The organism is Roseovarius sp. (assembly GCF_040223625.1).
In the GTDB taxonomy this organism is placed as follows: domain Bacteria; phylum Pseudomonadota; class Alphaproteobacteria; order Rhodobacterales; family Rhodobacteraceae; genus Roseovarius.
This window is the reverse complement of the sequence record NZ_JAVKFX010000009.1, coordinates 16251-41553: the sequence shown is the minus strand read 5'-3', so window position 1 is coordinate 41553 and position 25303 is coordinate 16251. Positions and strand designations below refer to the sequence as shown.

Below are 25303 nucleotides of genomic sequence, written 5' to 3'. Positions count from 1 at the left end.
CTGCGCATCGAGGCACCGGAAGGCTTCAGCGCCCGGCAAGAAGGCCGGATACAGGGCATCACCATCAAGACCGTGCAACGCGGCCTTGAGGAATACGACCGAACCCAACTTCCGCAAAGCTTCAAGCGCATCAACGAAGATCCTAGGAGGCGTGGCTGATGGCATTAACTTACCCACTTTCGGTGGCCGACTTCTGGGGAAAACTCCGGATGGCGGCGACCAGTTTCTATCTGAATGAACCGCAACAAATTGACCGCACCGCAGGCGGCACTGTTCTCAAGGCCAGCTTGGGGGAGAGCTACTGGCGCGGCACGGGGGTAATGATTCCGCACCGTCTCGATGACCTGAACGGTTACGAGATCGAGGCGCTGCTATCGGTGGTCAACCGGGCAGGTTCCACCTTCCTCTGTTACGACACCCGAAAACCGTATCCCTCGGCTGATCCTGATGGCTCGATCCTCGGCAGTTCCACGCCGACAATCTCGGCGCTGAACGCCAACAACCGGCAGATGAACGTCACCGGCCTACCCTCTGGATATGTCCTGACGGCCGGCGACCTGATCGGCTGGACCTACGGCAGCAATCCCACGAGGTACACCCTGCACCGGATTGTGAAAGGCGTGACCGCCAGCGGCGCAGGAACTGCCATCGGCTTCGAGGTGGCCCCGTTCATTCCCTCGGGCACGACAACAGGAACACCCGTTTCGCTGATCAGGCCGGTGGTGAAGGCGGTGCTCGAACCGAACTTGAGCTTCGGCGCCGGGCAGGGCGTCATCATGCCCGGTGCGCAGTTCTCCTTTGTCCAGACGATGAGGTAGCGCATGGATCGCCTCCGCAAGCAGCTCACGCGCGCCCTGGACGATCATCTTGCCGGTGAGCCTCTGCGCCTGCCGGAAGGCGCGGCGGTGCTCTGGAACGCGTTCACCGCCCTGTCACATGCGCGCACACTTGGGCCAGTCGGACCGAACCCGATACAGCACTCCGAGATCGAAGCCTGGGCACGGCTGATGCGCATGCCTCTAGAATCGCGTCACGTGGCGATCCTCGCCGAGATGGATCGGATCTGGATGCGTGACGCCTATAGCAAGAAACCGGCACCGGAGGGCGTGAAGACCCTGCCGGCGCGATCAACACAGGCGATCACGCCGGGGCTGTTCGATTTGGTGGTGGGCTAAAGCTCATCCCTTTGAAACGTCAAAACCGATAGTCTTGTTGGTGAAGAACTCATCTTGGGTCGCATCTAGATAGCGTTCAACTTCTGCAATAACTTCCTTTGCGCAAAAAAGTTGAGAATGCTCTTTTTCGTCGTTATTGAAGGTTTTTTTCGTATGACGAAATCTCACTTCAATCTCCGATGAATTCAAACGACACCATAGCGGAACTGGAAGAGTTCGCTTTGGATATGCGTTGGGGCTTTGTTCAAATGTGACATAGACTGCAAAGCGGACAGTACCGTCACTGTCAATCTGGACGGCGTCGGGCTGGAAGCGTACGGCAGTTGCGGCTCCGTCCTCATCTGACGCCATAAGCCCAACGTAAGGCTTGTTGTATTTGGAATTTGCTTCTCTCACCTCGAACTTTTCGGGCGCGTCGATCAAATCTCTGACGCTTTCTGCAACACCAAATGCGAATGAAGTGCATTTATCAATATAGTCCCTTTCCCTTTTCTGACGGGCTTTAAACTTTTCGTTTAGTTCTTCGTAATTCAAAGTCATTTCTTAAGTCTCACTCCTGCGCCGCCCCCGTTTTCCGCGATGAACTCCACCCCGGCGGCTTCGAGGGCGGTGCGGATGGCCAACACCGTGGCAGGCTTCAATTCTTCGCCGCGCTCAAGCCGAGACACCGTATTCGGTGAGACACCCGCATTCTGAGCCAATTCTCGAAGCCCAAGGCCGGTCGCGGCACGAGCCATTTTACATTGTGTGGCATTCAATTTGATAGCCCTGCTACTTTTTGGTTGACCGTTGATCGGATGAAATGATAGCCATGCTATCAGATTAACGCAATCAGGAGACCCTGACAATGACCAAAGAACGCGCTCGCGCGAACGGCCTCGCTATGTCCCGCCGCACCATGCTTGGCGGGGCACTGGGCACCACCGTAGCAATCCCCGCAACCGCACTGGCCTACCAGGGGGGTGTTGCTAGAGAGCCGATCGGCTTGCCTTCGCCCGTCTTCGCCGAACCGGAAGCCTCCGCCGAACCGGAAGCCTCCGCCGAACCTGATCCAATCCACTCACTGCCATTCGTCCGTGATAGGGCGCCCGCAGAATGTCGCCCCGGAATGCCGCGTCGCATATTCTGGGCGGTAGAGCCTTCCGGCGATTATTTGGCTGACTGTGAAACCGGAGACCACTTTGCACACCTTGCCATGAGCTTCATGGTTGAGCAAAAATTTCCTGGGCTTCTCAACTGTGTGGTGTTCGACATGATGCGCGCCGGACCCGAACGCTCCGGGATCGAGGTCGGGTTTCTGTCGGTGTTCGCGCGACACTCGATGGTGGGAAAATACGTGTCCGATGAACTGTCGCCGCAGCATGGGCGGTGCCGATCCTGAGGAGCTAGAGGTATGCCGATAAACTACACCGAAGCGGAAGCACGAGTGGAATTCTATGCCGACACCATCGGGGTTACGCCCCCGGCACGTATCGTAACTAAGGGCCGCGCGCCTTCGCCTGAACTACTAACATTCTGTAATAGATACGGCGCATCATTGGACTGGATATTCCTAGGCGACATACGCGGCATGATCCGAGGTAACTATAGACTGGCGAGACGGAATTGAGGCTTGATCCCAATCTGGCGAAACCCTGGCCGTCATTGCGATCTGGAAAGCGTGCACGGGGCTGGATGGGTATCCGATCACTTGAGTGGAGCGAGCAATGGGCCATTACAGCCTATTGACAAATGCCATAAGTTTGTGAGAACCATGCTATGGTAAAGTGGAATAGGATACCTCTGACCAATGGCTAAAAAATTCAGAACAAAGGCAGCATGTCGTATCGCGGACGTTAACCCTCTTCGGCTGAACGAAGCTATCTATGCTGGCAACTATCCGTGCGCACCCGAAACGAAATCAGGTTCCGCGAGGGTGTTCGAGGAAGTCGATTTGATGGGGCTCTCTCTTTGGGGCAAACTGATGAAAGACCCTGATATTCACAGGGCGACCGTCGGCGATATTGTGTGTAGCTTTCTTAGCTATCTCAAGATGGACCATATGGAAGAAATCGAACGGCTCGATTTCCCTAAGAACCCGTTTGGTTTCATGAACCCTGCTAAAGCAGAGCAACCGATTTCTTTCACTTATGCGGTGGAAAAACGGCATGCATTTTATGCAATGAGCTTTGATGTCAAGGCGATCCGCGAAGAGGTGCGGGCACGTATCGCCGAGGAAATGGAGATAATTGGGGAAGAGGATTAATGACCTTGGTCGATCCTGTTTCGTGCTGCGCGCAAAGAGCTCAAGAGGAGCTACGGGAGGTCGACCGGATGAACGCGCGGATCGAGATGGAAGAAAGGCGGGCGCGCGAGGAGGTACTCGACAGGATAGACAAGGCTAATGCTGAACTTGTCGGGATCCAAAGGGTGGGTGGGCGTGTCTGACCCGATGACCATATCCATTCCTGAAGCTGCCAATAGACTAGGTGCGCCAAAGGCAACTGTTCGGCGCGTGGCAGAAGATCTTGGGTTGATCATCAACTACGGAAACCGGAAGCGGATCGACCCCAACGACCTAACGGAGATCATGAACGCATGCCGCAGCACGCCAAGGGACCGCGTCTTTACAGGCGCAAAGACACAGGAATTTACATCATCCGCGACACCGGCCGAGGGGAGCGCTCAACAGGCACGCGCGACAGTCGCGAAGCTGAAAAAATCCTCGCCCAATACGTCCACGACAAAGACCGCCACGGTGGCCCAGCTACATCCAGCGAAATGACCGTGGCGGAGGCGTTGAACATATACGCCTCCGAGCATGCACCGCACGTTGCGGACCCGGCCCGGATCGCCTACGCCCTCGATCCCCTAATAAGCTTTTGGGCAGAACTTCCGATATCAGCGATCAGAAGAGAGACCTGCCGGGCATATGCAAAACAGCGCGTGAAGGTGTTAAAGCGCGACCCGGCGACAAGGCAGCCTACAGAGACGGAGCCGATCGGTGCCGGTACCATCCGTAGGGAGTTGGGGGCGCTTTCCGCTGCGCTCGCTTACTGCAGGGAGGAAGGGCGCCTTGTAGATCCTCCGAAAGTTCACCTTCCACCAAAGCCGGAGCCGAAAGACCGGTGGCTGACGCGCCAGGAAGCCGCGCGTTTGCTCTGGGCGGCATGGCGGAACCCGAACGCCAAACACCTCGCGAAATTCATACTTGTCGCGCTCTACACTGGCACGCGCAAGTCCGCGATCCTTCGGCTGCGCTTCATGCCTAACACAAGCGGCGGGCACGTCGACCTAGAGCGGAGCGTAATGTATCGAATCGGCTCTAGCCAAGCGCGGACGAAGAAGCAGCAGCCGGAGATCCGCATAACACCGCGTCTTCTCGCGCACCTGCGCCGATGGCGGATTAACGGCTCCCGTTTTGTTGTGGACTTCCGCGGACAGGGCGTCGGCTCCATTAAGCGCACATGGGCGACCACGGTTCGCGAGGCGGGCTTAGAGGGCACCGGCGTCGTGCCGCATTCCCTGCGCCATACGGCGATCACATGGTCCATGCAGGCCGGCACCGACATCTACCAGGCGGCTGGATACTTCGGCGTGAGCATCGAGACAATGTTCAAGGTCTATGCGCACCACCACCCGGACCACCAGCAGGAGGCCGTCGCAGCAGCCGGGCGCGGTGGTCGGAAATTGTGAGGTCACACAGTTTCAAAGCAAAGCGACGCAGTAAAAGGCGAACAAAAGAAGGTGAAAACCATGATCAAGAAGAGAACATCAGTGTCTGGAATGTCTTCGGGAGGCAGGGGCCGGAGGTTCGAATCCTCTCACTCCGACCATTTAAAAGGGCCCTCAGGGGCCCTTTGGTTTTTTCGGGGGCTAGTTCATCTCGGAGGCGTCCCGGAAACGAAACGCCACCATGGTCTCACGGTGACAAGATCGCTGAAACGGCGCAGGTCCTCAGGCGAGTTCCAATACCTTTTCGATCACGTACTCGGTCTGCGCTGCCGTCTGTCCGGGGCACATGGGCAGGCTGATGACCTCGTTCGCCAGCCGTTCGGCGATGGGAAAGGCGTCTTGCCCATGGCCAAGGTCGGCATAGGCTTTCTGCAGGTGGGGCGGGATGGGATAGTGGATCACGGTCCCGATGCCGGCCTCGGACAGGCGCGCCTGAAAGCGGTCCCGGTCGGGGTGGCGCAGCACGTAAAGGTGCCAGACCGGCTCGGCCCAGTCGGGGACGTAAGGAACGCTCAGCCCGGCGCGGGAAAAGGCGGTGCTGTAGTCGCGCGCGATGGCGCGGCGGTGCTCGGTCCAACTGTCCAGAACCCGCAGTTTCACCGATAGCAGGGCGGCCTGAAGAGGATCCAGACGGCTGTTGAATCCCCGAATATCGTTCTCGTACTTTCGCTCGGACCCGTAGTTCCGCAGCAGCCTGACCGTCTGCGCAACATCGGCATCCGATGTCGTCAAAGCCCCTGCATCCCCCAGCGCACCAAGGTTCTTGGTGGGATAAAAGCTCCAGGCCGCCGTGCCGACGCTGCCGATCCTGCGCGACTTGTAGCGTGCGCCATGCGCCTGTGCGGCGTCCTCCAGAACCTTCAGCCCGTTCCGATTGGCCACGGCGTTCAGGGCGTCCATGTCGGCGGGCTGCCCGTAAAGGTGCACCGGCAGGATGGCCTTGGTGCGCCCGGTGATCGCTGCGGCGGTGCCCTCGGGGTCGATGTTATGCGTGTCCTCAAGGGGTTCGACGGGCACCGGAATTGCGCCGCACTGGCTCACGGCAAGCCAGGTGGCGATGTAGGTGTTCGACGGCACGATGACCTCGTCGCCCGGGCCGATGCCCAGCGCGAGAAGTCCCAGGTGAAGCGCGTCCAGCCCGTTCGCCGTTCCGATACAGGCGCCGGCCTCGACATAGGCCGCAAATCCGGCTTCGAAACGCTCCAGCTCGGGGCCCATGACATAGCTGCCGGAATGCGCGACACGCAGAAGCTCGTGGTCCAGCTCGGCCTGTATGCCCGCCCGTGCCGCCGCAAGATCCAGGAAAGGGACGATCACGCCGCCCCCACCGCTTTGAGAAACTCGCCGCGGTCGCGGATGTAATCCGCCTCGTCATAGGGGGCCGAGGCCAGAACCATGCAGACAGACCCGGAGGAGAAATTGTCGAGATAGCGCCAGATCATCGGGCAGATATATATGCCGTAATAGGGCCGGTTGAGCTGGAACTTTTTCTTCTCGAACCCGTCATCCAGGAGCAGGTCGAAACTTCCGGACATCGAGATCACGAACTGGTGCAACTCCTTGTGCGCGTGCTCGCCCCGGTCGGCGCCGCCGGGAACGTCGTAAAGGTAGTAGACCCGCTTGACGTCGAACGGGATGTGGTTGTTTCCCTCGACAAAGGTAAGGTTGCCGCGACGATCTTCGATTTTCGGGAGATCAATGAGCTTGCAGTCACTTAGGGGCATCTCAAATTACTCCACCTGTTTCCAGTGCTCGTTTCATTGCCGTGTCAGGACTTGATGCATTGAATACGACTGTAATGCAACGTAGTGATATTCTACTTCTGACGCACAACAAACTGGCCAAGAATGTCTGACACAGGAGATGCGTTTGAATAGCGCCGCTAAGCAGATCTTCGTCGGTGGTGTTCACAGATCGGGCACGACACTCGTTCAAAGGATCATGGGATCCCACTCGGAAATCTACGCCGGACGAGAGTTTGATTTTACCAAGGACATCGCTGCCCTGCGGCGCCGTCTGCACGGCGGACACGAAAGCGGGCGTATCGCGGACCTGGTCAACAAGGATGATATCGACAAGGCGGTCGAAAGCTTCACGATGAAGCTTTTCGAGCGTGCCTTGCGCGAAAGCGGAAAAACCATCCTTTGCGAGAAAACCCCGACAAATGCCTTGGTCATGGCAGACCTCTGCGAGTGTATGCCAAACGCATACTGTATTCTGGTTTTGCGTGACCCGCGGGCGATTGTTGCGTCAAACAAAGAGGTGGCGCGAAAGTATTTCGCGGAAGGGCTTCGTCCGCCTTCCTTTTGCGCCAGTGTGTCGGCCAGCATAAAAGACATCAACGAAACCTGGCGCAAAGGTTTGGCGGCAGCCGAGAAATACGACCGTGTGAAAGCGATCCTTTATGAAGACTTGATCGCCAACCCCGAGCGCGTTGTCCGGGACATCTGCCAGTTCGTCGGTTTGGATTACGAGGAAGGCATGGTTCGCCCCGCTCCTTTGGAGGATCGGCAAAACCATGTGAGCGATCAGTTCTGGTATACGAAGGAAGAGCTGGCAAAGCCGATTTCGGATAACAGCCTCGAGAAGTACAAACAGATCCTTTCACCGTCCGAGATAACCTTGGTGGAACGGTTCGTGGTCAGTTACCCGTTGGTTCAACATTACGGTATTGGCCAGCAGTCGCCTTCATTTCTTGACCACTGCGCGATGTTGTGGAGCAAGTTCAACGCGCTGAAGATCATACAGAAAATTCGGGCCAGGCTCAGATGCTGATGTCTGGAAATACAGAAGCAGATCGCCGGATCGAAGCAACAACGCCACCGCGGATGTTTCCAGCGTCCCGCAACAGCGACAGGATGCAAAAGTGACCACGACTGTCGATATCTGTCGTTACCGCTCCGACAAGAAGGGGGCGTGGGACGCGTTCGTGAAGACATCCAAGAACGCAACCTTCCTGCATTATCGGGACTTCATGGAATACCATGCAGATCGGTTCACCGATCATTCCCTGATGATGGGCGTGGACGGAGACCTCGTTGCAATACTGCCGGCGTGTGAAGAGCAGGGCGTCCTGAAATCCCATGCCGGGCTGACCTATGGGGGCATCCTGACAGGTCCGAAAATGACAGCGGAACGCATGTTGTTCATTGTTGAAACCCTGTTGCAGTATCTCCGCGACAATGGTTTCGACAGCTTCCAATACAAGCCCGCTCCTCATATCTACCACGCCCAGCCGGCAGAGGAGGACATTTATGCAATGCACCGCTTTGCCGGCGTGGTGACCAGGGTTGATGTCTCGTCGACAATAAACATGCTGGATCCCTTGCCCTGGTCGACGTTGAGAAAACGTGGCGTGAAAAAAGCACGGAAAGCCGGTTTGATGACCGTCGAGACCCGTGAGTATGCACCGGTCTGGGACATTCTGGAGGAGAACCTGTCGTCCAAGCACGGGGCTCGCCCCACACACACCCTTGCCGAGATAGTGTATCTCGCCAGGACGTTCCCGGACACCATCAGATTGTTCAACGCCATGAAAAATGACAAGGTTCTTGGCGCGATCGTCGTTTTCGACTGCGGGCAGGTGGCGCATGCGCAGTATATCACGAGCAACGAGGAAGGCCGGGATCTTGGCGCTCTGGATTATCTGACCAACAGCCTCTTGACCGAGCATTTCGCCAGTCGTCGCTGGTTCGATTTCGGGATTTCGACGACCGATCAAGGCCGCAATCTGAACTCGGGTCTGGCAAGACAGAAGGAAATGTTCGGCGCCAGAACGATCCTGTACCAGCATTATCAACTCGAAGCTTGAGATACGAAAGAGCAGCGGCAGACCGTGAAGAACTCCTATTCCATCGTAGTGATCGCATATAATCAGTCCGCCTGGATCGAAGATGCGGTCAAGGCTGTTCTGCAACAGGACTGTGATCCCATAGAAATCGTCTTGAGCGACGATTGTTCGACGGATGACACCTTCACGAAGATGACCGCACTCGCGCAGGGCTACGACGGTCCTCACACTGTCGTACTCAACAGAAACCCCGTGAACCTGGGATTGGCCGGCCACGTCAACCGGACGTATGACCTGGCGTCTGGAGATGTCATAATCTCCGTGGCGGGGGACGATATCTGCTATCCCAATCGGGCCTCTCGTACGATCGAGGCCTTTGAAACCGGTGATCCGCTGCTGGTCTTCTCGCAGGCCCGCGTGGAAACCTTCGATGGGCAGGAAAGGCCCAGAACCTATCAGAAGGGTGCGCTCTACTCGGCTTATGACCTGACCTCTGTCGCGGTCTCGATGGAACTCTACCTTGGCGCAACGGCCGCGTGGCACAAGGACATGTTCCGAAAGTACGGACCGATAGCGTATCCCGAATGCTACGAGGATCTGATCTTCGGTTTTCGGGCAGCCTTGGAGGATCGTGTCTCGTGCATAAACGAAGATCTTTTGCTTTACCGAGTTGGAAACGGCCTGACCAACAGCACGACAAGGTCGTCAAGCCGTGAAGAAAATTCCGAGAAGCGCATCCGACTGTTGCAGCGCATGATCTCCGTGTTGGAGCAACGCTATCAGGATGCCCGGACCTTCGGTCTGGATGAAACTCACCCGGTATGCCGCGCCCTCAGGGTCTTGCGGGATCGAACGGAAATGCGACTTTCCTACTATCGGGGCAACAGGCGACGCCACATTCGAACGCCTGCTCGGCTAACGCGTGCATTGCTGTCAGAATGGCTGCGTGATGTCAGGAAACGCTGACAGAGCGCTCGCTCAAGGCAAGGCTCAGACCTTCCTTGCGCTTTTTACAAGGCTGTTCAACTCACCGAACAGGTCCGCCAACTTCTTGCGCTGTTCGGCTTCTTCAGCGCTCATCACGTCACGCGGCTGCGCGTCCGCCTTCTCACGCAATTTTTCGGCCAGCTTTTCATGCAGGCGGATGGAACGGGGGTTCGCATTGTGCAACTCGTACCCCAGTTTCTGCAGAACCTTGCCCCCTTCGGCTTCTACATACTCCAGTTCGCGACCATCCATCGCCTCGAGATATTTTCGCGAATTATCCGCCTTGATAGGCTGCGCCACTTCCTTCCAGTAGATCGAGCTCTGAGCGTGCTTGATCGTCTCCGAACTGCTGTAATACTCCAACTGTGACGCCTCGAACTCCAGACCAACGCTTTCCATGATCGGGCTCAGAACCGCCTCCGGCGACGTGATCAAATCCTCGTAGCGGATGGTGTGGGTCATGTTCGATACGCGCGTGTCTTCCAGGGCTGTCAGCATCCCCTCCTGCTCGCGCTTCCAGCGTGCCATGCCCTGCCGCATGGTGTTGGCGTAATGCCTTTTGCGTACCATGGAGACCGCAACATCGCGCCCGTCCCGTACCAGGTAGACGAAATGGGCGTTCGGAAAGTTCGCGGCAATCTCGACGGCATGCCCGATCAGCCCCGGCTCCTTGCTCAGCCAGATTTCGCCATCGCGATTTCCGATGTAATAGGAATTATAGGCTGCGAACAAGTCCCAGAAATTCGGCTCGCTCGGAAGCATCGCGAGAATGTCCTCGGGATCCGGGAAGTCCGGCCATTTATTCATATGCGTCTGCGTAAGCTCACTCGCATAGGAGATGATTTTCTCCAGCGGCAATTCCGAACCTTCGCGTTTGAAGGCCTCGAACACCGGGTGCAGGGCCAGGACCATCCCAGACGGCGGCGGCGAGGAAATGCGGGAGTTCGAGGACAGGATCGACCGAAGCAGGTTCGTGCCCGACCGTTCAGACGCCAGGATAAAGATGGCGGGTTTGTCGCGCATTGTGGTCATCCGACCTTCCCCAACTGGCCTGCCTGCTGTCGTCATGATCGCTTCGACCTGTCGGTCGAACAAGCGTTTTCTGCCTAATGCGGCACCTGCGGTTGTGCAATGTGCCGGATCAGGCCTGCGATTGCTTTTCACGTCGATTTCGCGCCATCAGATCAGCCCCCTGTCGCCAAGCTCCTTGCGGATGGCGTCGCTGTCGGCGCCGCGCGCGGGCGGGGCGGCGGGGGTCGGGACGGCCCCGCCGAAACGCGGGGCGGGCGCCGGTTGCAGGGTGCCCCCCGCATCCGACCACGTGGCGCGGGCCTGCATGTGCGGGTCCCGCGCGGCCGCCTCCGGCGACAGGACCGGCGCGACACAGGCGTCGGATCCCTCGAACAGCGCGGCCCAGTGGGCCACCGGTTTCTCCGCGAAGATCGCGGCCAGTCGTTCGCATTGGCCGGGCCATCGCGCCCGGTCATACTGCTCGGCGAAGGCCGGGTCGCCCTCCAGCCCCATGAGCGAGAGGAACTCGGCATAGAATTTCGGCTCGAGGCATTGCACGCTGATCCATGCCCCGTCGGCACAGGCATAGGTCCGGCACCAATGCGCCCCGTCCAGCAGGCTCTGCCCGCGCTCGCTCACCGTGTTGCCCGAGGGCGCCATCGACATCAGCAGCGCCATCATGTGCGCCGAGCCGTCGACGATGGCGGCATCCACCACCTTGCCCCGCCCCGTGCGCCCCGCGCTGATAATCCCCGCCAGCAGCCCCGCTACGAGGTAGAGCGCCCCGCCGCCCACGTCCCCCACCAGCGTCGGCGGCGTGACCGGCGCATCGCCCGGCGCGCCCGCGTACCACAGCGCGCCCGAGGTGGCGATATAGTTGAGGTCATGCCCGGCGGTCATCGCCCGCGGCCCGGTCTGGCCCCAGCCGGTCATCCGGCCATAGACGAGCTTCGGGTTGCTCTCCGCGAAACTCTCCGGTCCCAGCCCCAGCCGTTCCATCACGCCGGGGCGGAACCCCTCGATCAGGCCATCGGCCGAGGCGATGAGCGCCCGGGCGGTGGCAAGGTCGCCCGCGTCCTTCAGGTCGAGCGTGATGGAGCGCTTGCCCCGGTCCAGCAGCGAGGGCCCGCTGCCCGTGGGGTTGGCCGAAACGGGGCGGTGGATCACGATCACCTCGGCGCCCATATCGGCCAGCATCATCCCGGCAAACGGGCCGGGCCCCAGCCCCTCGACCTCGACGATGCGAATGCCTTCCAGCATATGTGCCTCCCTCTTTTCCGGCGAAGGGTAGCGAATGGCAGAGACAGGGGAAATGCCGTTTCAGCAACTGTCCCGCCCGGAATCCAGCCACGCCAAGGGCGTGGCGCCGGGCAGCGCCCGTCCGCCCCACCGGGCGGGCGCTTCTGTACCGTATCCACGTCGAACCAACCTCGGATGAATTCGGCACCATAAACCAACCAACACACCCGTCGGCGCGCCCACCCGAGGACGGGCGCTGCCCGGCGTGCCCCCGTTGCGCGCCACGCAACATCTCGTGGCACCCAGCATCGAACGCCACATCAACCAAGGCAGACACCGCCAAAAACACCGACGTAATACCGACAAAATACCGACGTTATACCGACCGGGGCTTCCTCAGCAAAATCAACGCATTAACCCTGATTCGCACCGAAACGCGGAACCGCGCCGCTCAGAACCGCCGGTGCAGCCGCTTCCGCGTCACCACGAACCGCTTCTTCTGCCGCTCCCGCAGGAACACGAACAGCCCCGCGCCCAGGATCAGCGCGATCCCCGCCAGCACCACCGGCCCCGGGAACTCGCCCCATACCAGCCAGCCCCACAGGATCGCCAGAGGCAGCCCCACGTATTCGAACGGCGCAATCGTCGCGGCATCGGCAATCCGGTAGGCCGCGCTCAGGCAATAGCCCACGATGGCCGAGTTGACCCCCAGCGCCAGGAACAGCCACACGTCCTGCCCCTCCGGCCAGACCCACGCCCGAAGCAGGAAAACAAGGCTCCCGTTCTCCACCCCGGCGGCAAAACGCCCGTCCCCCGCCACCAGCCAGAACAGCCCGCTGACGAGGATGAACCCCACCTGGATATAGATCGCCATCGCCGACGCCTTGGAACTGACCCCCAGCTTCCGCGTCAGCACCTGGTTCAGCGCATAGGCCAGCGCCGCGATGATCGGCAGCAGGTAGACCCACAGCGACACGTCGCGCGAGGCGTCGCTCTCCCACGGCCGGGTCATGATGATCACCCCCACCAGCCCCACCACCACGGCGCCGATCCTGAGCGGACCGACCTTCTCGCCCAGAAGCGGGATCGACAGCAGCGTGATCATCAGCGGCGCCACGAAGAACACCGCCGTCGCCTCCGCCAGCGGCAGCACGGCCAGCGCGGCGAAATAGGTCATGTTGGCGAAGATGATCATCAGGCAGCGCAACGCGTGCAGCCCCGGCGTCGCCGTGCGCAGCAGCGTCCAGCCGCCCTCCAACTGCAGTATGACAAGGCTGAAGGCAATGCCGATGGCCGAGCGGCAGAACACCATCTGGTGCAACGGGTACCCGCCGGACAAGAATTTGATCAACACGTCATTCCCGGACAGCGCGACAATCGCCAGCAAGATGAATCCGATGCCCGCCGAAGGGTTCTGAAGCCGTGCGATCCCTGACATGAGAGGTCCTTTCCCTGATCCCGTAGCACGGGCGGGCAGGGGGCTCCATCCTCAATTGCGACATTCCGCCACATGGAAGCGCGGCGCGCCCTTGGCCCGGCCCCGGCGCTGCGCTACGCTCGCATCGACAGCGCGACAGGAGGGAGCCGCCGCCATGAAGATGAGTGACGAAAAGCAGATCAACGCCGACCGCGAAACCGTCTGGAACGCGCTGACCAGCCCCGACGTGCTGCAGGAATGCGTGCCCGGCGCGCAGGATGTCACCGGCTCGCCCGAGGAGGGGTTCGAGGCCACCGTCACCCAGAAGGTCGGCCCGGTGAAGGCGACCTTCAAGGGCACGGTGACCTTCTCGGAAATGGAGAAGCCCGAGAAGCTGACCCTGACGGGCGAGGGCAAGGGTGGCGCCGCCGGCTTCGCCAAGGGCAGCGCGGCGGTGACCCTGACCGAGAACGAGGGCGGCACGCTTCTGTCCTACGATGTCGAGGCGAAGGTGGGTGGCAAGCTCGCCCAGCTCGGCAGTCGGATCGTCGACGGCTTCGCCAAGAAGATGGCCGACCAGTTCTTCACCCGGCTCGAAGAGGTGATCGAGGGGCCGAAGGACGAGGATGAAGAGGCCGAGGCCGAGAAAAAGGGCTGGCTGAAGTGGCTGATTTCCTGATATTTTTCAGATGCTTGGGATCGGCCCCGCTTTCTTGAAAAGAAAGCGGGCAGAAATCTTTTGAAGATTTCGGCTCCCCCGCCTCAACCAACGAATAGGGCGCCCCCGAAGGGGCGCCCCGATCCGTCACCGCACGCCGCCTCAGAACGACTGCGTCGTGTAATCCACCTCGTCGGGGTACAGCGTGTCCTCGATCGACGTGGTATGCACCCGTTTGAGGAACCCGTCCTCGACCCGGCTGATATACTGGTGGCCAAACACCTGGTGGGTCTTGCCGTTGAACCGCTTCGCCCCCTGCGGATGCTCGTTCGATTCCGGCATGTCGGTCATCGCCTCCACGGCCTCGATCAGCGCGGCGCGATCATCCGGCCCCTTGTAATCGGCGGCCTCCATCCCGGCCTTCAGGATGTGCAGCGTCTCCCAGCATCCGAACATGTGGGCATAGGTCGACACGTCGCTCGCATCGCTAACCGAGGCGCCGCGCTCGTCCACGCCCACCTTCTCGCGGAAGAACTTGTCGAACTCGGTCTGGTCCTCCTGCGCGTGGCGCGGGTTGCCCTCCCAGAAATAGGTGCCGTCGAGATACTCGAGGCCGGGGCTCGCCATATCCACCGCTTCCAGGCTGTCGATGAAGCCGAAGATTTCCGGCCGGCTCGGCCCGAAGAACTCGCCCAGCTCCTTGACGAAGGTCAGCACGGCCGGGCCCACCATCACGTGGTAGAGCACCTCGGTCTCGCGCGGGATCTTGGGGAAATACTTGGTAAAGCTCGTCTCGGCCGGCGGAATGGCGATATGCTCCAGCACTTCGCCGCCCTGTTCCTCGATCGCGGCGGTGAAGAAGTCGCGGTGATCGTGACCGAAGGCGAAGTCGGGGAAGACCATCGTGACCTTCTTGCCCAGGTTCTCCGACACGTAGGGCGCCATCGCCTGAACCTGGCTCTTCACATCCGTGATGCCGGGCTGCAGCGTGTAGCGGTTGAGCATGCCGCTGGCCACGTGATGCCCCTCGGAGACCACGAAATACGGCAGCTTCAGCTCACCCGCCCGCGGGGCCGAACCGATCACCACGTGGCTGAACAGCGTGCCGAACCCCACGTCACAGCCATGCTGGTTGGCGAATTTCTCCACCACCTCGGCGCCGCGCTTGGGGTCGGTGCCGTCATCCTCGGCGACGATCTCGATCATTCGGCCGTTGATCCCGCCATTCTCGTTGATCAGCTTGGCGGCGGCCTGTGTGGTGCGGTCGTACCAGCGGCCATAGGCGGCGCCGATGCCGGTGCGGTGCACCTGGAAGCCAACCTTGATCGGTTCCGATGTCTGCGCCTCGGCGAACCGCGCCCAGAGCGGCAGGCTCGCCGCGCCCGCGGCGCCCCCCGCCAGTGTCTTCAGCGCGCCGCGGCGCGTGGTGCCCTTGATGAGTCTGGTCATTGCAAGCTCTCCCTGTTGCTTGACCCGATCCTGCGAAGCGTCAGCGCGTTTGTCCAGTGTCTTGCGGGGGTCACAGGCCCCGCGGCGAGGCCAGCAGCCACAACCCGAACACCGTGTAGGCAACCATGAACGCCGCCAGCGGCGCCTGCCCCAGCACGGCGCGGCGGGTGCCGGGCATGTCCTTCAGCGCCAGCGCATGGGCCAGCAGGATGGCAATCACATGCCCCGCCACCACCACCCCGGCCTGCGTCAGCCAGATCAGCTTGACCGTGCCGGGCGTGTTGAAAAAGCCGGTGGTGACATAGAACTCCGTCAGCCCCAGCAGGCTTGCACCGTTGCCCAGCGGGTCGTTCAGCGCCTTCAGCACGTATTGCCCGTCGACCAGTAGCGCGGTCAGGTAATGGGCGATGTGATAGGCCAGCGCGATCGGCAGGATCGACGGCGCGAAGAGGCAGAACGCGTCGCGCAAAGTCCGCCGCGTCCCCGCCAGCCGCTCTCCCAGCCACAGGCAACCGGCAAACGCCCCGATGAGCGCCAGGTTGCACCCCACCAGCCCCGCCAGCGTCTGCCCGATCACGGCAGACCGGCCGGGAAACTCCAGCGGGTTCACCCCCAGCACGCCCATCCACCAGAACGTCTCGTTCAGCCCGTCGAAACTGCCAGTGCCCAGCAGCACCAGCGTGAACACCGCCAGCGCCAGCGGCGGCGCCTTCAGCCGGATCACCTGCCAACCCGGCAGCCCCGCCGCCACCCGCCCCCTGTCACGACCCAGCACCGCCATCCGCGCATAAATCCGCATCAGCACCGTGATCCCCTCGGCCCGCACCATCCAGGCCGGCCCGAACAGCACCAGCCCCAGCAGGGCCACGTACCAGTAGGCCCCGGCATAGGCCGCCAGTCGCGCCGGATCACTGGGCGCCGGGTCGGCCAGCAGGAACCCGGCGAACATCAGGAAAATCCCCACCGCCGGCCAATGCCCCAGCCAGCGCGGATACCGCCACGGCGCCCGGCTCCCGGTCAGCCTTGCCAGCACCGCCGCCGGCCCCGTCCACGGGTTCGTCCAGCGCCAGTGATTGCCGACCAGCCCCTGCAGCGTGACCAGCCCGATCCACCACACCGTCCAGACAAACAGCGGCATCGGGTTCACCGACGGGTCCCGCGACCCGGTGAACCCGCGCCACACCAGGAAGGCCAGCAGCCCCGCCGCCAGGCAGGAGGTGACATGCCGGAACGCCGCGCTGGCGGGCCACAGCCGCGCCGTGCGAAATACCGCCTCCGCCGCACCCGGCGGCAACAGCGCCAGCAGCACCACCGTCAGAGCGACACTCGCGCCCCCGGCGGCGATATAGACATCCGTAGGAAGAAGCAGCACGAACCCCTGCTCCGAGGCATGCGCCAGCGCTGCCCCCGCCGACAGCGCGACACCCGCAACGACAGCGAGAACGGCAAGGGAGGATTTGAGTATTTGAACCAAGAAGAAGCGCAGGCGCGCCCCGGCTTCTTCTGGCCCCAAATATCCCCGCCGGAGGCATCCCGTCACCTGCCCCAAGCGCGCCCGCCGATGGCTCATCCGCCGCTCTCCGCCTGCCTGTCCCGGCCACCAGCGTCGGGCGTGGCGCGGGCCAAGTCAAGCGGCGCCGGCGTCAGGGCTGCTCGCCCCGGCGCGCCAGCTCGTCGACCCGGCCCAGCGACAGCAGGTGGATCTCCCGCGCCAGCCGCAGGGTCGGCTTGACGCAGAACAGGACAGAACCCACCACGAAGAACCAGATGGCCGCCGTCTCGGTCTCCTTCCAGAAGAACAGCACGGAGCCCACGAGGAAACTGACTGCCGCGCTGAAATCGACAATCGTGTGGGCGATCTCGTAGGTGGCATAAAGCCGTCGGCTGCGCTCGCTCCGCTGCCGGTTCTCATGTCTGAAAAGACGCATGTGGCGACCTCCGGTTCGGCGACGTTCGCGGGGTAACATAAACGCCCCGTTCCGTGTCGCAACCCGGCGGCACGCCCGCTATTCAAACCAACGACACTCCAACGATTTCTGCCAGAAGCCCTCGAGCGTTTCGGCCACCAGGATGAAATCCTCCGGTCCGTCATGCAGGGAAGGCAAGAGGCCATATCCGACGCCTTCGCGATAGACGATGATTTCCCCGCCACCGTTGCCGCCCAGCGGCACGAACCCGGCCGGTAGAAAATCGCGCTGGAACTCGTCGAACGCGGCGAGGTTGTCGGAGACATCGTAGAAACGAACGTACTCTCCTTCCGCATTCTCGCCGCAGAAGCCTTCGAAGGTCAGATTTCGGACTAGGTGCGCTTTCAGCTCATCGGGGATGCGAACGCCCCACCGGGCTTCCAGGGCCTCGATTTCCGTCAACGCCGCCTACCGCGACAACCCGCCATGCAGCGTCGGCACATCCAGGCTCGAAAACCCGTAGTGCCGCAACCACCGCAGGTCGGAATCGAAGAACGCCCGCAGATCCGGGATGCCGTATTTCAGCATCGCCAGCCGGTCGATGCCGATGCCGAAGGCGAAGCCCTGCCAGCGATCCGGGTCGATATTGCCGGCCTGCAGCACCTTGGGATGCACCATGCCCGACCCGAGGATCTCCATCCAGTCGTCGCCCTCGCCGATCTTCAGCGTGCCGCCTTCCCATGAACAGCGGATATCGACCTCGGCCGAAGGCTCCGTGAACGGGAAATGCGAGGCGCGGAAGCGCAGCTCGACCGCGTCGACCTCGAAGAACGCCTTCACGAACTCCTCGAGGCACCATTTCAGGTTCGCCATCGAGATGTCGGTATCCACAGCCAGCCCCTCGACCTGGTGGAACATCGGCGTATGCGTCTGGTCGTAATCGGCGCGGTAGACGCGGCCGGGGCAGATCACCCGCAGCGGCGCGCCCTGAAGCTCCATCGACCGGATCTGCACCGGCGAGGTATGGGTGCGCAGCACGTGCGGCGGGCGCTCGTCGCCCTCGGCCCGGTGCATGTAGAACGTGTCCATCTCGGCCCGGGCCGGGTGGTGGCCGGGGATGTTCAGCGCGTCGAAATTGTGCCAGTCGCTCTCGACCTGCGGCCCCTCGGCCACGGCAAAGCCCATGTCGGCAAAGATCGCCGTCACTTCCTCGGTCACCTGGCTCACCGGGTGGATCGTGCCGCCGCGCCGGGGCCGGCCGGGCAGGGTGACGTCCAGCCACTCGGTCTTCAGCCGCTCGTCCAGCGCCGCATCCGCCAGCGCCGCCTTCTTGGCCGCCAGCGCCGAGTTGATCTCGTCCTTCAGCGCATTGAGCTTCGGCCCGGCCTCCTGCCGCTCCTCGGGCGTCATCTTGCCCAACTCGCGCATCTTCAGGCTGACCTCGCCCTTCTTGCCCACGGCCTGCACGCGCAGGTCCTCCAGCGCGGCCTCGTCGCGGGCCTCGGAAATCAGGGAAATATACTTGTCGCGCAGATCGTCCATCGCCGGGCGCCCTTGGTTGTGCTGTCGGCTGTCCTGCTAGCCGGGGAGGGGCCTGAATGCAAGCGGTGGCGGGGCTTTCGCCCTATCGCAGCGCCTTGGCATAGTCGGCCGTAAATGCCGCGTAGCCCTTCGACGTCACCGCGTGGCGGCCCTGCATGTGCCCGTGCAACTCCGGCAGCCGGTGGAAGGGCACGCCCGGCAGGGTGTGATGCTCGACATGATAGGGCATGTTCCACGCCAGGAACCGGATGATGCGGTTGGTGTAGGTGGTGCGCGTGTTCTCGAACATGTTGGCCACGAAGGAACAGCGCCCGTGCTCGGCCAGCAGGTAGAGCCGCAGGAAGGGCTGGCCGACAAGGCAGGGCAGCAGCCACACCCAGAACACGAGCGGCGTGACCACAAGGCTCGCCAGCGCCACGGCATAGATCGCCAGCATCCACCGCGCCTCGGCCACCACCCGCGGCCGGGCGCGCTCCGGAATATACGGCCCCGGGTCGCGCCCCAGCGCATTCCTGACCGTAACCCCGATCATCGCCCCCCAAAAGGGCAGGCCCGAGACGTGGCGGACATACTGCGCCCAGGTCTCCGGCTTGCCGCCGGCCACAAGCTCGGGGTCCTTGTCGGGGATGTTGGTAAAGCGGTGATGGGCGAGGTGGAAATACCGGAACCACTCGAATGGCTGCGACAGCAGCAGGCCACAGATCCGCCCGACCCACTCATTGATCCACAGCGTGCGGAACGGCGTCTTGTGCGTCGCCTCGTGCTCCAGCGTGAACAGGAAGCAGATCGCGATCCCCTGCGCCACCACCGCCACCGGCCAGAGCCACCAGCCCTGCGCGATCCACACGCCGAACAGCCCGATCAGCCCGAAATGCCCGGCAAGATGGCGCAGGCCGGGGGCATCCTCGGTCGCGTTCAGGTCGGCCAGCACCTCGCGGGGCAGGGCGGCGGTGAATTGCTTGTGGTCCATGGCGCAGAGCCTATGCAGGCGCCGCCCGCCCGGCAAGGGGCATCGGAGGCCGGGCAGATCGCGCTTTCGTCGGTTGACACTCCCGGCGCGGATTCCTAGCGAAGGCGGACAGATTTCATGACCCGTATGGCAGGCCCCGATGCGTTCCTTCTCTCCCGCAGACCAGTTCCTCTTCGGCCTGATGAATGCCAGCCTGCTGTTCACGCTGGCCTACTGGGTTCTCGGCTTCGATCGGCAATTCGCCACCGGCTTCGCCATCGAGGACGGGCCCGTCGAATACGGCACCGCGCTGATGCTCTTCGTCTCGGCTTTGGTTCTGGCCTGGCAGGCGGTGCGGCAGTTCCGCATGGGGCAGGCGCTGGCCGGGGCGTGCCTCACGCTCTATGCCCTGATCTTCGTCTTCGGCACGGGGGAGGAGATTTCCTGGGGCCAGCGCATCCTCGGGCTGGAAACGCCCGACTACCTGCGCGGGCAGAACGCGCAGGAGGAGATCACGCTGCACAATATCGTGGTGGGCGGCAAGCAGCTCACCAGGACGGTGTTCGGCGGCGGGCTGACCGTTGCCATCCTGCTCTACCTGCTGGCCCTGCCGGCGCTCTATGGCAAATCCGCCCTCGTCACCCGGCTGGCCGACCGGCTGGCGGTGCCGGTGCCGCACTGGCGTCACGGGATCATGGGCGTGGGGGCCAGCGTGGTGATGCTGGTGGTCGACATCCCCCGGCAATGGGAGGTCTACGAGCTGGTCTTCAGCCTGCTCACCGTGTCGATCTTCCTCGCGCCCGCGAACCTTGCGGCCTTCGGGCGGCGCACGGCTACTTGAGCAACATCCACGCGCCCATCGCGATCATCACCAGGTTCTCGGTCAGCGACACGAAGCCCAGCGGCACGTTGGAATTCCCGCCCACACAGGCGCATTTCAACTCGCGTTTGTCGACATAGACCGCCTTGAAGACCGAGACGGCGCCCACCGTGCCGATGAACAGCGCCACGGGTGTCGCCAGCCAGATCAGCGCCCCGGCGATCATCAGGATCCCCGCCAGCGCCTCGCCGAACGGGTAGAAATAGCCGTAAGGCACCCAGCGCCGGGCCAGCAGGTCGTAATTGAGGAACATGGTGGAAAAGCTCTCCACGTCCTGCAGCTTCTGCACCGCCAGCAGGGTCATGGCGGTGGCGGCGAACCATTCCACCGTGCGAATGGCCAGCACCGTGCCCAGCGACGCCCAGGCCATCGCCAGCGCCACCAGCGCCGAGACGGCAAAGATGGCGATCACGGGGGTGTAGGAGGTCTCGCCCTCCTCGGTCACCGAATATCCAAGCCGTTCGCGCAACTCCTCGTAGCCGCCGACCCGCTCGCCGCCGATATAGGTCTGCGGCGTGGTCTCGACCCCCTCGCGCTCCATGAAGGCATCCACCTCCTCGCGGCTGGTGAGCAGGTGGTCGTCGACCTCGTACCCCTCCCGCTTCAACAGCCAGCGCGACTTCAGCCCGAACGGGCAGAGATGGTCGGGCATGTCCATCCGGTAGAGGCTGGCAGTGCGAGTATCGGCGGGGGCGGAACTGTGTGCTGTGGCTTCGGTCATGACATGAGAGGAACGTGCTGGCCCGGCAGGCTGTTCCGATTCAGCCCGGCCCGGGCCACTCGCCCTAAACTTTCATTGTTCCAAAAATACTCAAATCCCGCGGCCCGCCACGCGCGGGGCGGCCGCAATCGTGGCTCCTCCATCACCCCAAACAGAAAAACGCCGCCGGCATCCCTGCCCGGCGGCGTTTCAATTTGTCCCTCGGTGCGACTGGCTTACCGTGCCAATGCGCTTTTTGCCTGCTCGACGATGGCGCCGAACGCCGCCGGCTCGTGCACGGCCAGGTCGGCGAGGACCTTGCGGTCCACCTCAACCCCGGCCAGGCTCAGGCCGTTGACGAAGCGAGAATAGGTCAGGCTTTCGTCATGCGCGCGCACCGCCGCGTTGATCCGCTGGATCCACAGGGCGCGGAAGTTGCGCTTGCGGTTCTTGCGGTCACGGGTGGCGTACTGGTTGGCCTTGTCGACGGCCTGTGCCGCCACCTTGAAGGTGTTCTTGCGGCGGCCGTAATAGCCTTTCGCGGCGCTGGTGACTTTCTTGTGACGGGCGTGGGTAACGGTCCCACCTTTAACGCGTGCCATTGATCAGTTCTCCTTAGCGCGAATAGGGCATCATCGGCTTGATGATCTTCTCATCAGCCTTGCTCAGCGTGGTCGTGCCACGCGCGTCGCGGATGAACTTGTTGGTGCGTTTGATCATCCCGTGCTGCTTGCCAGCCTGGGCGCGGATCACCTTCCCGGTGCCGCTGATCTTGAACCGCTTCTTGCAGCTCGACTTCGTCTTCATCTTGGGCATTTCCGGCTCCTTTATCGGTCGGTTGTTCTGCGCGACTCGGCATGCCACTCCGGCCGGCCGCGCCGATGAGCGGGCGATATACGAACTTCCCGCCCGAGAAGCAAGGGGGAATCCGGGCCGCTCAGCCGGCCCCGCGCAGGTGTCCGGCCTCCGCGCGCCGCTCCTCCAGCGCCTGCCGGATGATCTGGACCGAGGAGGACAGGAACAGCCCCGCCATGATCCCGGCGACGATCAGGTCGGGCCAGCCGGTCGTGGTGCCCCAGACCCCCAGCGCGGCCAGCATCACCGCCACGTTGCCGATCGCGTCGTTGCGCGAACACAGCCAGACCGAGCGCACGTTGGCGTCGCCATCCTTGTACCGCACCAGCAGCAGCACGCTCGCCATGTTGGCGGCCAGCGCCATGAAGCCCACGACGCCCATGATCCCGGCCTCCGGCACGCCCACCACGAAGACCTGGTAGATGGTCGAGCCCATCACCCACAGCCCCATCAGCAGAAGGCTCACGCCCTTGGCCAGCGCCGCCGTGGTGCGCACATGCACCGAGGCGCCGATCACCGCCAGCGAAATGCCATAGGTCAGCGCGTCGCCCAGGAAATCCAGCGCATCCGCCTTCAGCGCCTGCGACCCGGCCATCTGGCCCGCGCCCATCTCTACGGCGAACATGCCCGCGTTGATGGCGATCACCGCCCAGAGCCTGCGTTTATAGGCGTCCGACACCCCGTCGAACTTCGCCTCATGTCCACAACAGCCTGCCATGGCCCACCTCGTTGAAATTCCGTTGAGCCTAACCTAATCTCTCTAGGAACTAGAGCTTCAAGAGGTGTTTTCATGTTTTCCATCGGAGAGCTGTCGCGCCGCACCGGGGTCAAGGTGCCCACCATCCGCTATTACGAGGAGATGGGCCTGATCGCCGCCGCCGGGCGCACATCCGGCAACCAGCGGCGTTATGGCAAGGACGAGCTGGAACAGCTGGGTTTCATCCGCCACGCCCGCGATCTCGGCTTTCCGCTCGGCGCCATATCCTCTCTGATCGAGCTGCAGCGCCACCCCGACCGCACCTGCCAGGAGGCCTCGGATATCGCGCAGGCCCAGCTTGAAGACGTGCGCCACAAGATCGCCCGCCTCAGGGCGCTAGAGACGGAGTTGGGCCGCATCGTCGATGGCTGCTCGGGAAAGGGCGCGCCGCAGGATTGCTACGTGCTGGCCTCGCTGTCAGACCACGACATGTGCAAGACAGAGCACGGCGCCGATCATTAGCCGGGCGTCAGATGAACTCCGCCACCACCCGCACGAAGACCTCGGGGATTTCCTGGATCGTGTAGCCGCCCGGCTGTTCGCGGACCGCCCAGACGATCATGCAGCCCGCGATGATGGCGACCACCGCCGCCACACGCGGCGTCCGCCGGTCGGCAAAGGCCGACAGCATCGACGGAATCGACAGGACCGCCAGAACGATACCGATGACAAGCAGCAGGTCGGGGCTCACGCGCGGTCCTTCCCTCTCGTTGGGCGGGTCACAGCTTCCGGGGCAGGTTACCCCGGATCGGTGGAATAAATCAAACTCTCCTGACAGGGCGCCACCCGCAAGATGTTGGTGGTTCCGGGCACGTTGAACGGCACACCGGCGGTCACCACGATCTGGTCCAGCGGCTGGGCATAGCCCTGTTCCCGCGCGGCCCGCGCGGCGTTCAGCACCGCCTGCTTGAACCGGTCGAGCTGCCCCGTCATCACGCAGTTCACCCCCCATGTCAGCGCCAGCCGCCGGGCGGTGCCGACAAGGCTGGTCATGGCGATGATCGGCACGCGCGGCCGTTCGCGGGCGGTCAGCAGGGCGGTGGTGCCCGACTGGCTGAAACAGCAGATGGCGACGATATCCGTGGCCTCGGCAATCTCGCGCGCGGCGGCGACGATGCCGTCGGCCACGCTGGTGCGGCTGATCACCCGCGACGCCTCGATGATCTGGGTGTAGGTCGGGTCGTTCTCCACCTCCCGCGCCACGTTGTCCATCGTGGTCACGGCCTCGACCGGATAGCTGCCCGCGGCGCTTTCGGCCGACAGCATCACCGCGTCGGTCCCCTCGTAGATGGCGGCGGCCACGTCCGACACCTCGGCCCGGGTCGGCATCGGGCTCTCGATCATCGATTCGAGCATCTGGGTCGCCACGATCACCGGCTTGGCCTGCGCCCGGCACTTCCGCACCAGCCGCTTCTGGATCGGCGGCACGTTCTGCACCGGCAGCTCGACGCCAAGATCGCCCCTTGCCACCATGATCCCGTCGGAGGCGGCAAGGATGTTGTCGAACCACTCCACCGCCGAGGGCTTCTCGATCTTCGACAGGATCGCCGCCCGGCCCTTCGCCAGCGCCCGCGCCTCCTCGACATCCGCCGCCCGCTGCACGAAGCTCAGCGCCAGCCAGTCGACGCCCAGCTCGCAGGCGAACTCGAGGTCCTCGCGGTCCTTCTCCGACAGCGCTGCCAGCGGCAGCACCACGTCCGGCACGTTCACGCCCTTGCGGTTGGAAATCGTGCCGCCGACCAGCACCTCGGTCTCGGCGAAATCGGTGCCGCACTCGGTCACCTTCAGCCGGATCTTCCCGTCATTGACCAGCAGCGTCGCGCCGGGCTCCAGCGCTTCGAAAATCTCCGGATGCGGCAGGCAGACGCGGGTGCCGTTCCCCTCCGCCTCGTCAAGGTCCAGCCGGAAGGCGGCGCCCGGCTGCAACTCCTCCTCGCCCTTCGCGAACTCCCCCACCCGAAGCTTCGGCCCCTGCAAATCGGCAAGGATCCCGATGGGGCTGTTCAGGTCCTCCTCGATCTGCCGGATGATCCTGTGCTTTTCGCGGATGCCCTCATGAGTGCCGTGGCTCATGTTCAGCCGGAACACGTCGGCCCCGGCTTCATGCAGGGCGCGGATCATCTCGTAGCTCTCGGACGAGGGCCCCAGCGTGGCGACGATCTTGACGTTGCGGTGGCGTCTCATGGGCGGGTGGTCCTCCGGCTGCTCGTCCGCCCGATCATCATGGCGCGGCGGGGCGTGTCAATGGGCCTGTCGTGAATGGCGGCAGGGTG

30 protein-coding genes are annotated in these 25303 nt (G+C 62.6%); 11 read left to right on the top strand and 19 right to left on the bottom strand.

Annotated elements, in window-relative coordinates; all coding sequences use genetic code 11:
* Positions 1–158: 158 nt before the first annotated feature.
* A complete protein-coding gene (locus RLN94_RS03175; protein ID WP_350130950.1) occupies positions 159–818 on the top strand; it encodes a hypothetical protein in 660 nt (219 codons plus the stop codon).
* A gap of 3 nt (positions 819–821) precedes the next feature.
* On the top strand, positions 822–1175 hold the full coding sequence (locus RLN94_RS03170; RefSeq protein WP_350130949.1) for a phage tail assembly chaperone: 354 nt from the start codon (positions 822–824) through the stop codon (positions 1173–1175).
* A 3-nt stretch (positions 1176–1178) separates the two neighbouring features.
* On the opposite strand, the gene RLN94_RS03165 is transcribed toward RLN94_RS03170, so the two are convergent.
* Both RLN94_RS03165 and RLN94_RS03160 read right to left on the bottom strand, forming a co-directional pair.
* A complete protein-coding gene (locus RLN94_RS03165; RefSeq protein WP_350130948.1) occupies positions 1179–1715 on the bottom strand; it encodes a hypothetical protein in 537 nt (178 codons plus the stop codon).
* Positions 1712–1912: a helix-turn-helix domain-containing protein gene (locus tag RLN94_RS03160; RefSeq protein WP_350130947.1), complete on the bottom strand. Its 201-nt coding sequence runs from the start codon at positions 1910–1912 to the stop codon at positions 1712–1714. The genes RLN94_RS03165 and RLN94_RS03160 overlap by 4 nt, the downstream gene beginning before the upstream one ends.
* Before the next feature lie 110 nt (positions 1913–2022).
* Here RLN94_RS03160 and RLN94_RS03155 point away from each other — a divergent pair, with 110 nt between their 5' ends.
* The 3 genes from RLN94_RS03155 to RLN94_RS03145 all read left to right on the top strand — a co-directional run bounded on the left by RLN94_RS03155 (position 2023) and on the right by RLN94_RS03145 (position 4850).
* The gene (locus tag RLN94_RS03155) at positions 2023–2556 is read left to right on the top strand and encodes a hypothetical protein (protein WP_350130946.1); all 534 of its coding nucleotides are present in this window, start codon (positions 2023–2025) and stop codon (positions 2554–2556) included.
* A gap of 408 nt (positions 2557–2964) precedes the next feature.
* Positions 2965–3420: a hypothetical protein gene (locus tag RLN94_RS03150; protein WP_350130945.1), complete on the top strand. Its 456-nt coding sequence runs from the start codon at positions 2965–2967 to the stop codon at positions 3418–3420.
* Positions 3421–3752: 332 nt separating this feature from the next.
* Positions 3753–4850: a tyrosine-type recombinase/integrase gene (locus RLN94_RS03145; protein WP_350130944.1), complete on the top strand. Its 1098-nt coding sequence runs from the start codon at positions 3753–3755 to the stop codon at positions 4848–4850.
* Positions 4851–5111: 261 nt separating this feature from the next.
* Here RLN94_RS03145 and RLN94_RS03140 read toward each other — a convergent pair whose 3' ends face one another.
* Together RLN94_RS03140 and RLN94_RS03135 are read right to left on the bottom strand one after the other, a co-directional pair.
* Positions 5112–6206 carry a DegT/DnrJ/EryC1/StrS family aminotransferase gene (locus tag RLN94_RS03140; RefSeq protein WP_350130943.1) on the bottom strand — a complete coding sequence of 365 codons (1095 nt, stop codon included), beginning with the start codon at positions 6204–6206 and terminating at the stop codon, positions 5112–5114.
* Positions 6203–6613 (bottom strand): sugar 3,4-ketoisomerase, encoded by a 411-nt coding sequence (locus RLN94_RS03135; RefSeq protein WP_350130942.1) that lies wholly within the window; start codon positions 6611–6613, stop codon positions 6203–6205. The genes RLN94_RS03140 and RLN94_RS03135 overlap by 4 nt, the downstream gene beginning before the upstream one ends.
* A 145-nt stretch (positions 6614–6758) precedes the next feature.
* Here RLN94_RS03135 and RLN94_RS03130 point away from each other — a divergent pair, with 145 nt between their 5' ends.
* The 3 genes from RLN94_RS03130 to RLN94_RS03120 all read left to right on the top strand — a co-directional run bounded on the left by RLN94_RS03130 (position 6759) and on the right by RLN94_RS03120 (position 9645).
* Positions 6759–7664, top strand: a complete 906-nt coding sequence (locus tag RLN94_RS03130) for a sulfotransferase family protein (RefSeq protein WP_350158327.1) — start codon at positions 6759–6761, stop codon at positions 7662–7664.
* A 91-nt stretch (positions 7665–7755) separates the two neighbouring features.
* Entirely contained in the window at positions 7756–8700 is a 945-nt protein-coding gene (locus RLN94_RS03125) for a GNAT family N-acetyltransferase (RefSeq protein WP_350130940.1), read from the top strand.
* Positions 8701–8724: 24 nt separating this feature from the next.
* Complete coding sequence (locus RLN94_RS03120) at positions 8725–9645, top strand: glycosyltransferase family 2 protein (protein WP_350130939.1); 921 nt, start codon at positions 8725–8727, stop codon at positions 9643–9645.
* Between the two features lie 24 nt (positions 9646–9669).
* On the opposite strand, the gene RLN94_RS03115 is transcribed toward RLN94_RS03120, so the two are convergent.
* The 3 genes from RLN94_RS03115 to RLN94_RS03105 all read right to left on the bottom strand — a co-directional run bounded on the left by RLN94_RS03115 (position 9670) and on the right by RLN94_RS03105 (position 13354).
* Positions 9670–10689 (bottom strand): sulfotransferase family protein, encoded by a 1020-nt coding sequence (locus tag RLN94_RS03115; RefSeq protein ID WP_350130938.1) that lies wholly within the window; start codon positions 10687–10689, stop codon positions 9670–9672.
* Between the two features lie 156 nt (positions 10690–10845).
* The gene (locus RLN94_RS03110) at positions 10846–11937 is read right to left on the bottom strand and encodes a CaiB/BaiF CoA transferase family protein (protein ID WP_350130937.1); all 1092 of its coding nucleotides are present in this window, start codon (positions 11935–11937) and stop codon (positions 10846–10848) included.
* A 430-nt stretch (positions 11938–12367) separates the two neighbouring features.
* Positions 12368–13354, bottom strand: coding sequence for a DMT family transporter (locus tag RLN94_RS03105; RefSeq protein ID WP_350130936.1), 987 nt, complete (start codon positions 13352–13354; stop codon positions 12368–12370).
* Positions 13355–13508: 154 nt separating this feature from the next.
* Between RLN94_RS03105 and RLN94_RS03100 the strand changes: the two genes are divergently transcribed.
* Positions 13509–14012, top strand: a complete 504-nt coding sequence (locus RLN94_RS03100) for an SRPBCC family protein (RefSeq protein ID WP_350130935.1) — start codon at positions 13509–13511, stop codon at positions 14010–14012.
* A gap of 141 nt (positions 14013–14153) precedes the next feature.
* On the opposite strand, the gene RLN94_RS03095 is transcribed toward RLN94_RS03100, so the two are convergent.
* The 6 genes from RLN94_RS03095 to RLN94_RS03070 form a co-directional block, all read right to left on the bottom strand.
* Positions 14154–15440, bottom strand: coding sequence for an ABC transporter substrate-binding protein (locus tag RLN94_RS03095; protein ID WP_350130934.1), 1287 nt, complete (start codon positions 15438–15440; stop codon positions 14154–14156).
* A gap of 70 nt (positions 15441–15510) precedes the next feature.
* Positions 15511–16812, bottom strand: a complete 1302-nt coding sequence (locus RLN94_RS03090) for a hypothetical protein (protein WP_350158328.1) — start codon at positions 16810–16812, stop codon at positions 15511–15513.
* Positions 16813–17083: 271 nt separating this feature from the next.
* On the bottom strand, positions 17084–17368 hold the full coding sequence (locus RLN94_RS03085) for a YrhK family protein (protein WP_350130932.1): 285 nt from the start codon (positions 17366–17368) through the stop codon (positions 17084–17086).
* Between the two features lie 78 nt (positions 17369–17446).
* The gene (locus RLN94_RS03080) at positions 17447–17809 is read right to left on the bottom strand and encodes an SMI1/KNR4 family protein (protein WP_350130931.1); all 363 of its coding nucleotides are present in this window, start codon (positions 17807–17809) and stop codon (positions 17447–17449) included.
* A gap of 6 nt (positions 17810–17815) precedes the next feature.
* Complete coding sequence (pheS, locus tag RLN94_RS03075) at positions 17816–18889, bottom strand: phenylalanine--tRNA ligase subunit alpha (protein ID WP_350130930.1); 1074 nt, start codon at positions 18887–18889, stop codon at positions 17816–17818.
* An 82-nt stretch (positions 18890–18971) separates the two neighbouring features.
* Complete coding sequence (locus RLN94_RS03070; RefSeq protein ID WP_350130929.1) at positions 18972–19859, bottom strand: fatty acid desaturase family protein; 888 nt, start codon at positions 19857–19859, stop codon at positions 18972–18974.
* 139 nt (positions 19860–19998) lie between these two features.
* Here RLN94_RS03070 and RLN94_RS03065 point away from each other — a divergent pair, with 139 nt between their 5' ends.
* A complete protein-coding gene (locus tag RLN94_RS03065) occupies positions 19999–20679 on the top strand; it encodes a hypothetical protein (RefSeq protein ID WP_350130928.1) in 681 nt (226 codons plus the stop codon).
* Here the strand turns inward: RLN94_RS03065 and RLN94_RS03060 are convergent.
* The 4 genes from RLN94_RS03060 to RLN94_RS03045 form a co-directional block, all read right to left on the bottom strand.
* Positions 20672–21439 carry a glutaredoxin family protein gene (locus tag RLN94_RS03060; RefSeq protein ID WP_350130927.1) on the bottom strand — a complete coding sequence of 256 codons (768 nt, stop codon included), beginning with the start codon at positions 21437–21439 and terminating at the stop codon, positions 20672–20674. The genes RLN94_RS03065 and RLN94_RS03060 overlap by 8 nt on opposite strands.
* 215 nt (positions 21440–21654) lie before the next feature.
* Positions 21655–22020 (bottom strand): 50S ribosomal protein L20, encoded by a 366-nt coding sequence (gene rplT, locus RLN94_RS03055; RefSeq protein WP_300891780.1) that lies wholly within the window; start codon positions 22018–22020, stop codon positions 21655–21657.
* A 13-nt stretch (positions 22021–22033) separates the two neighbouring features.
* Complete coding sequence (rpmI, locus tag RLN94_RS03050; protein ID WP_300891778.1) at positions 22034–22234, bottom strand: 50S ribosomal protein L35; 201 nt, start codon at positions 22232–22234, stop codon at positions 22034–22036.
* Between the two features lie 121 nt (positions 22235–22355).
* Complete coding sequence (locus RLN94_RS03045; protein WP_350130926.1) at positions 22356–22991, bottom strand: cation efflux transmembrane domain-containing protein; 636 nt, start codon at positions 22989–22991, stop codon at positions 22356–22358.
* Between the two features lie 72 nt (positions 22992–23063).
* Here RLN94_RS03045 and RLN94_RS03040 point away from each other — a divergent pair, with 72 nt between their 5' ends.
* The gene (locus RLN94_RS03040) at positions 23064–23492 is read left to right on the top strand and encodes a MerR family transcriptional regulator (RefSeq protein ID WP_350130925.1); all 429 of its coding nucleotides are present in this window, start codon (positions 23064–23066) and stop codon (positions 23490–23492) included.
* A 7-nt stretch (positions 23493–23499) separates the two neighbouring features.
* Here RLN94_RS03040 and RLN94_RS03035 read toward each other — a convergent pair whose 3' ends face one another.
* Both RLN94_RS03035 and pyk read right to left on the bottom strand, forming a co-directional pair.
* Entirely contained in the window at positions 23500–23721 is a 222-nt protein-coding gene (locus RLN94_RS03035; RefSeq protein WP_350130924.1) for a hypothetical protein, read from the bottom strand.
* A gap of 47 nt (positions 23722–23768) precedes the next feature.
* A complete protein-coding gene (pyk, locus tag RLN94_RS03030; protein ID WP_350130923.1) occupies positions 23769–25214 on the bottom strand; it encodes a pyruvate kinase in 1446 nt (481 codons plus the stop codon).
* Positions 25215–25303: the final 89 nt, after the last annotated feature.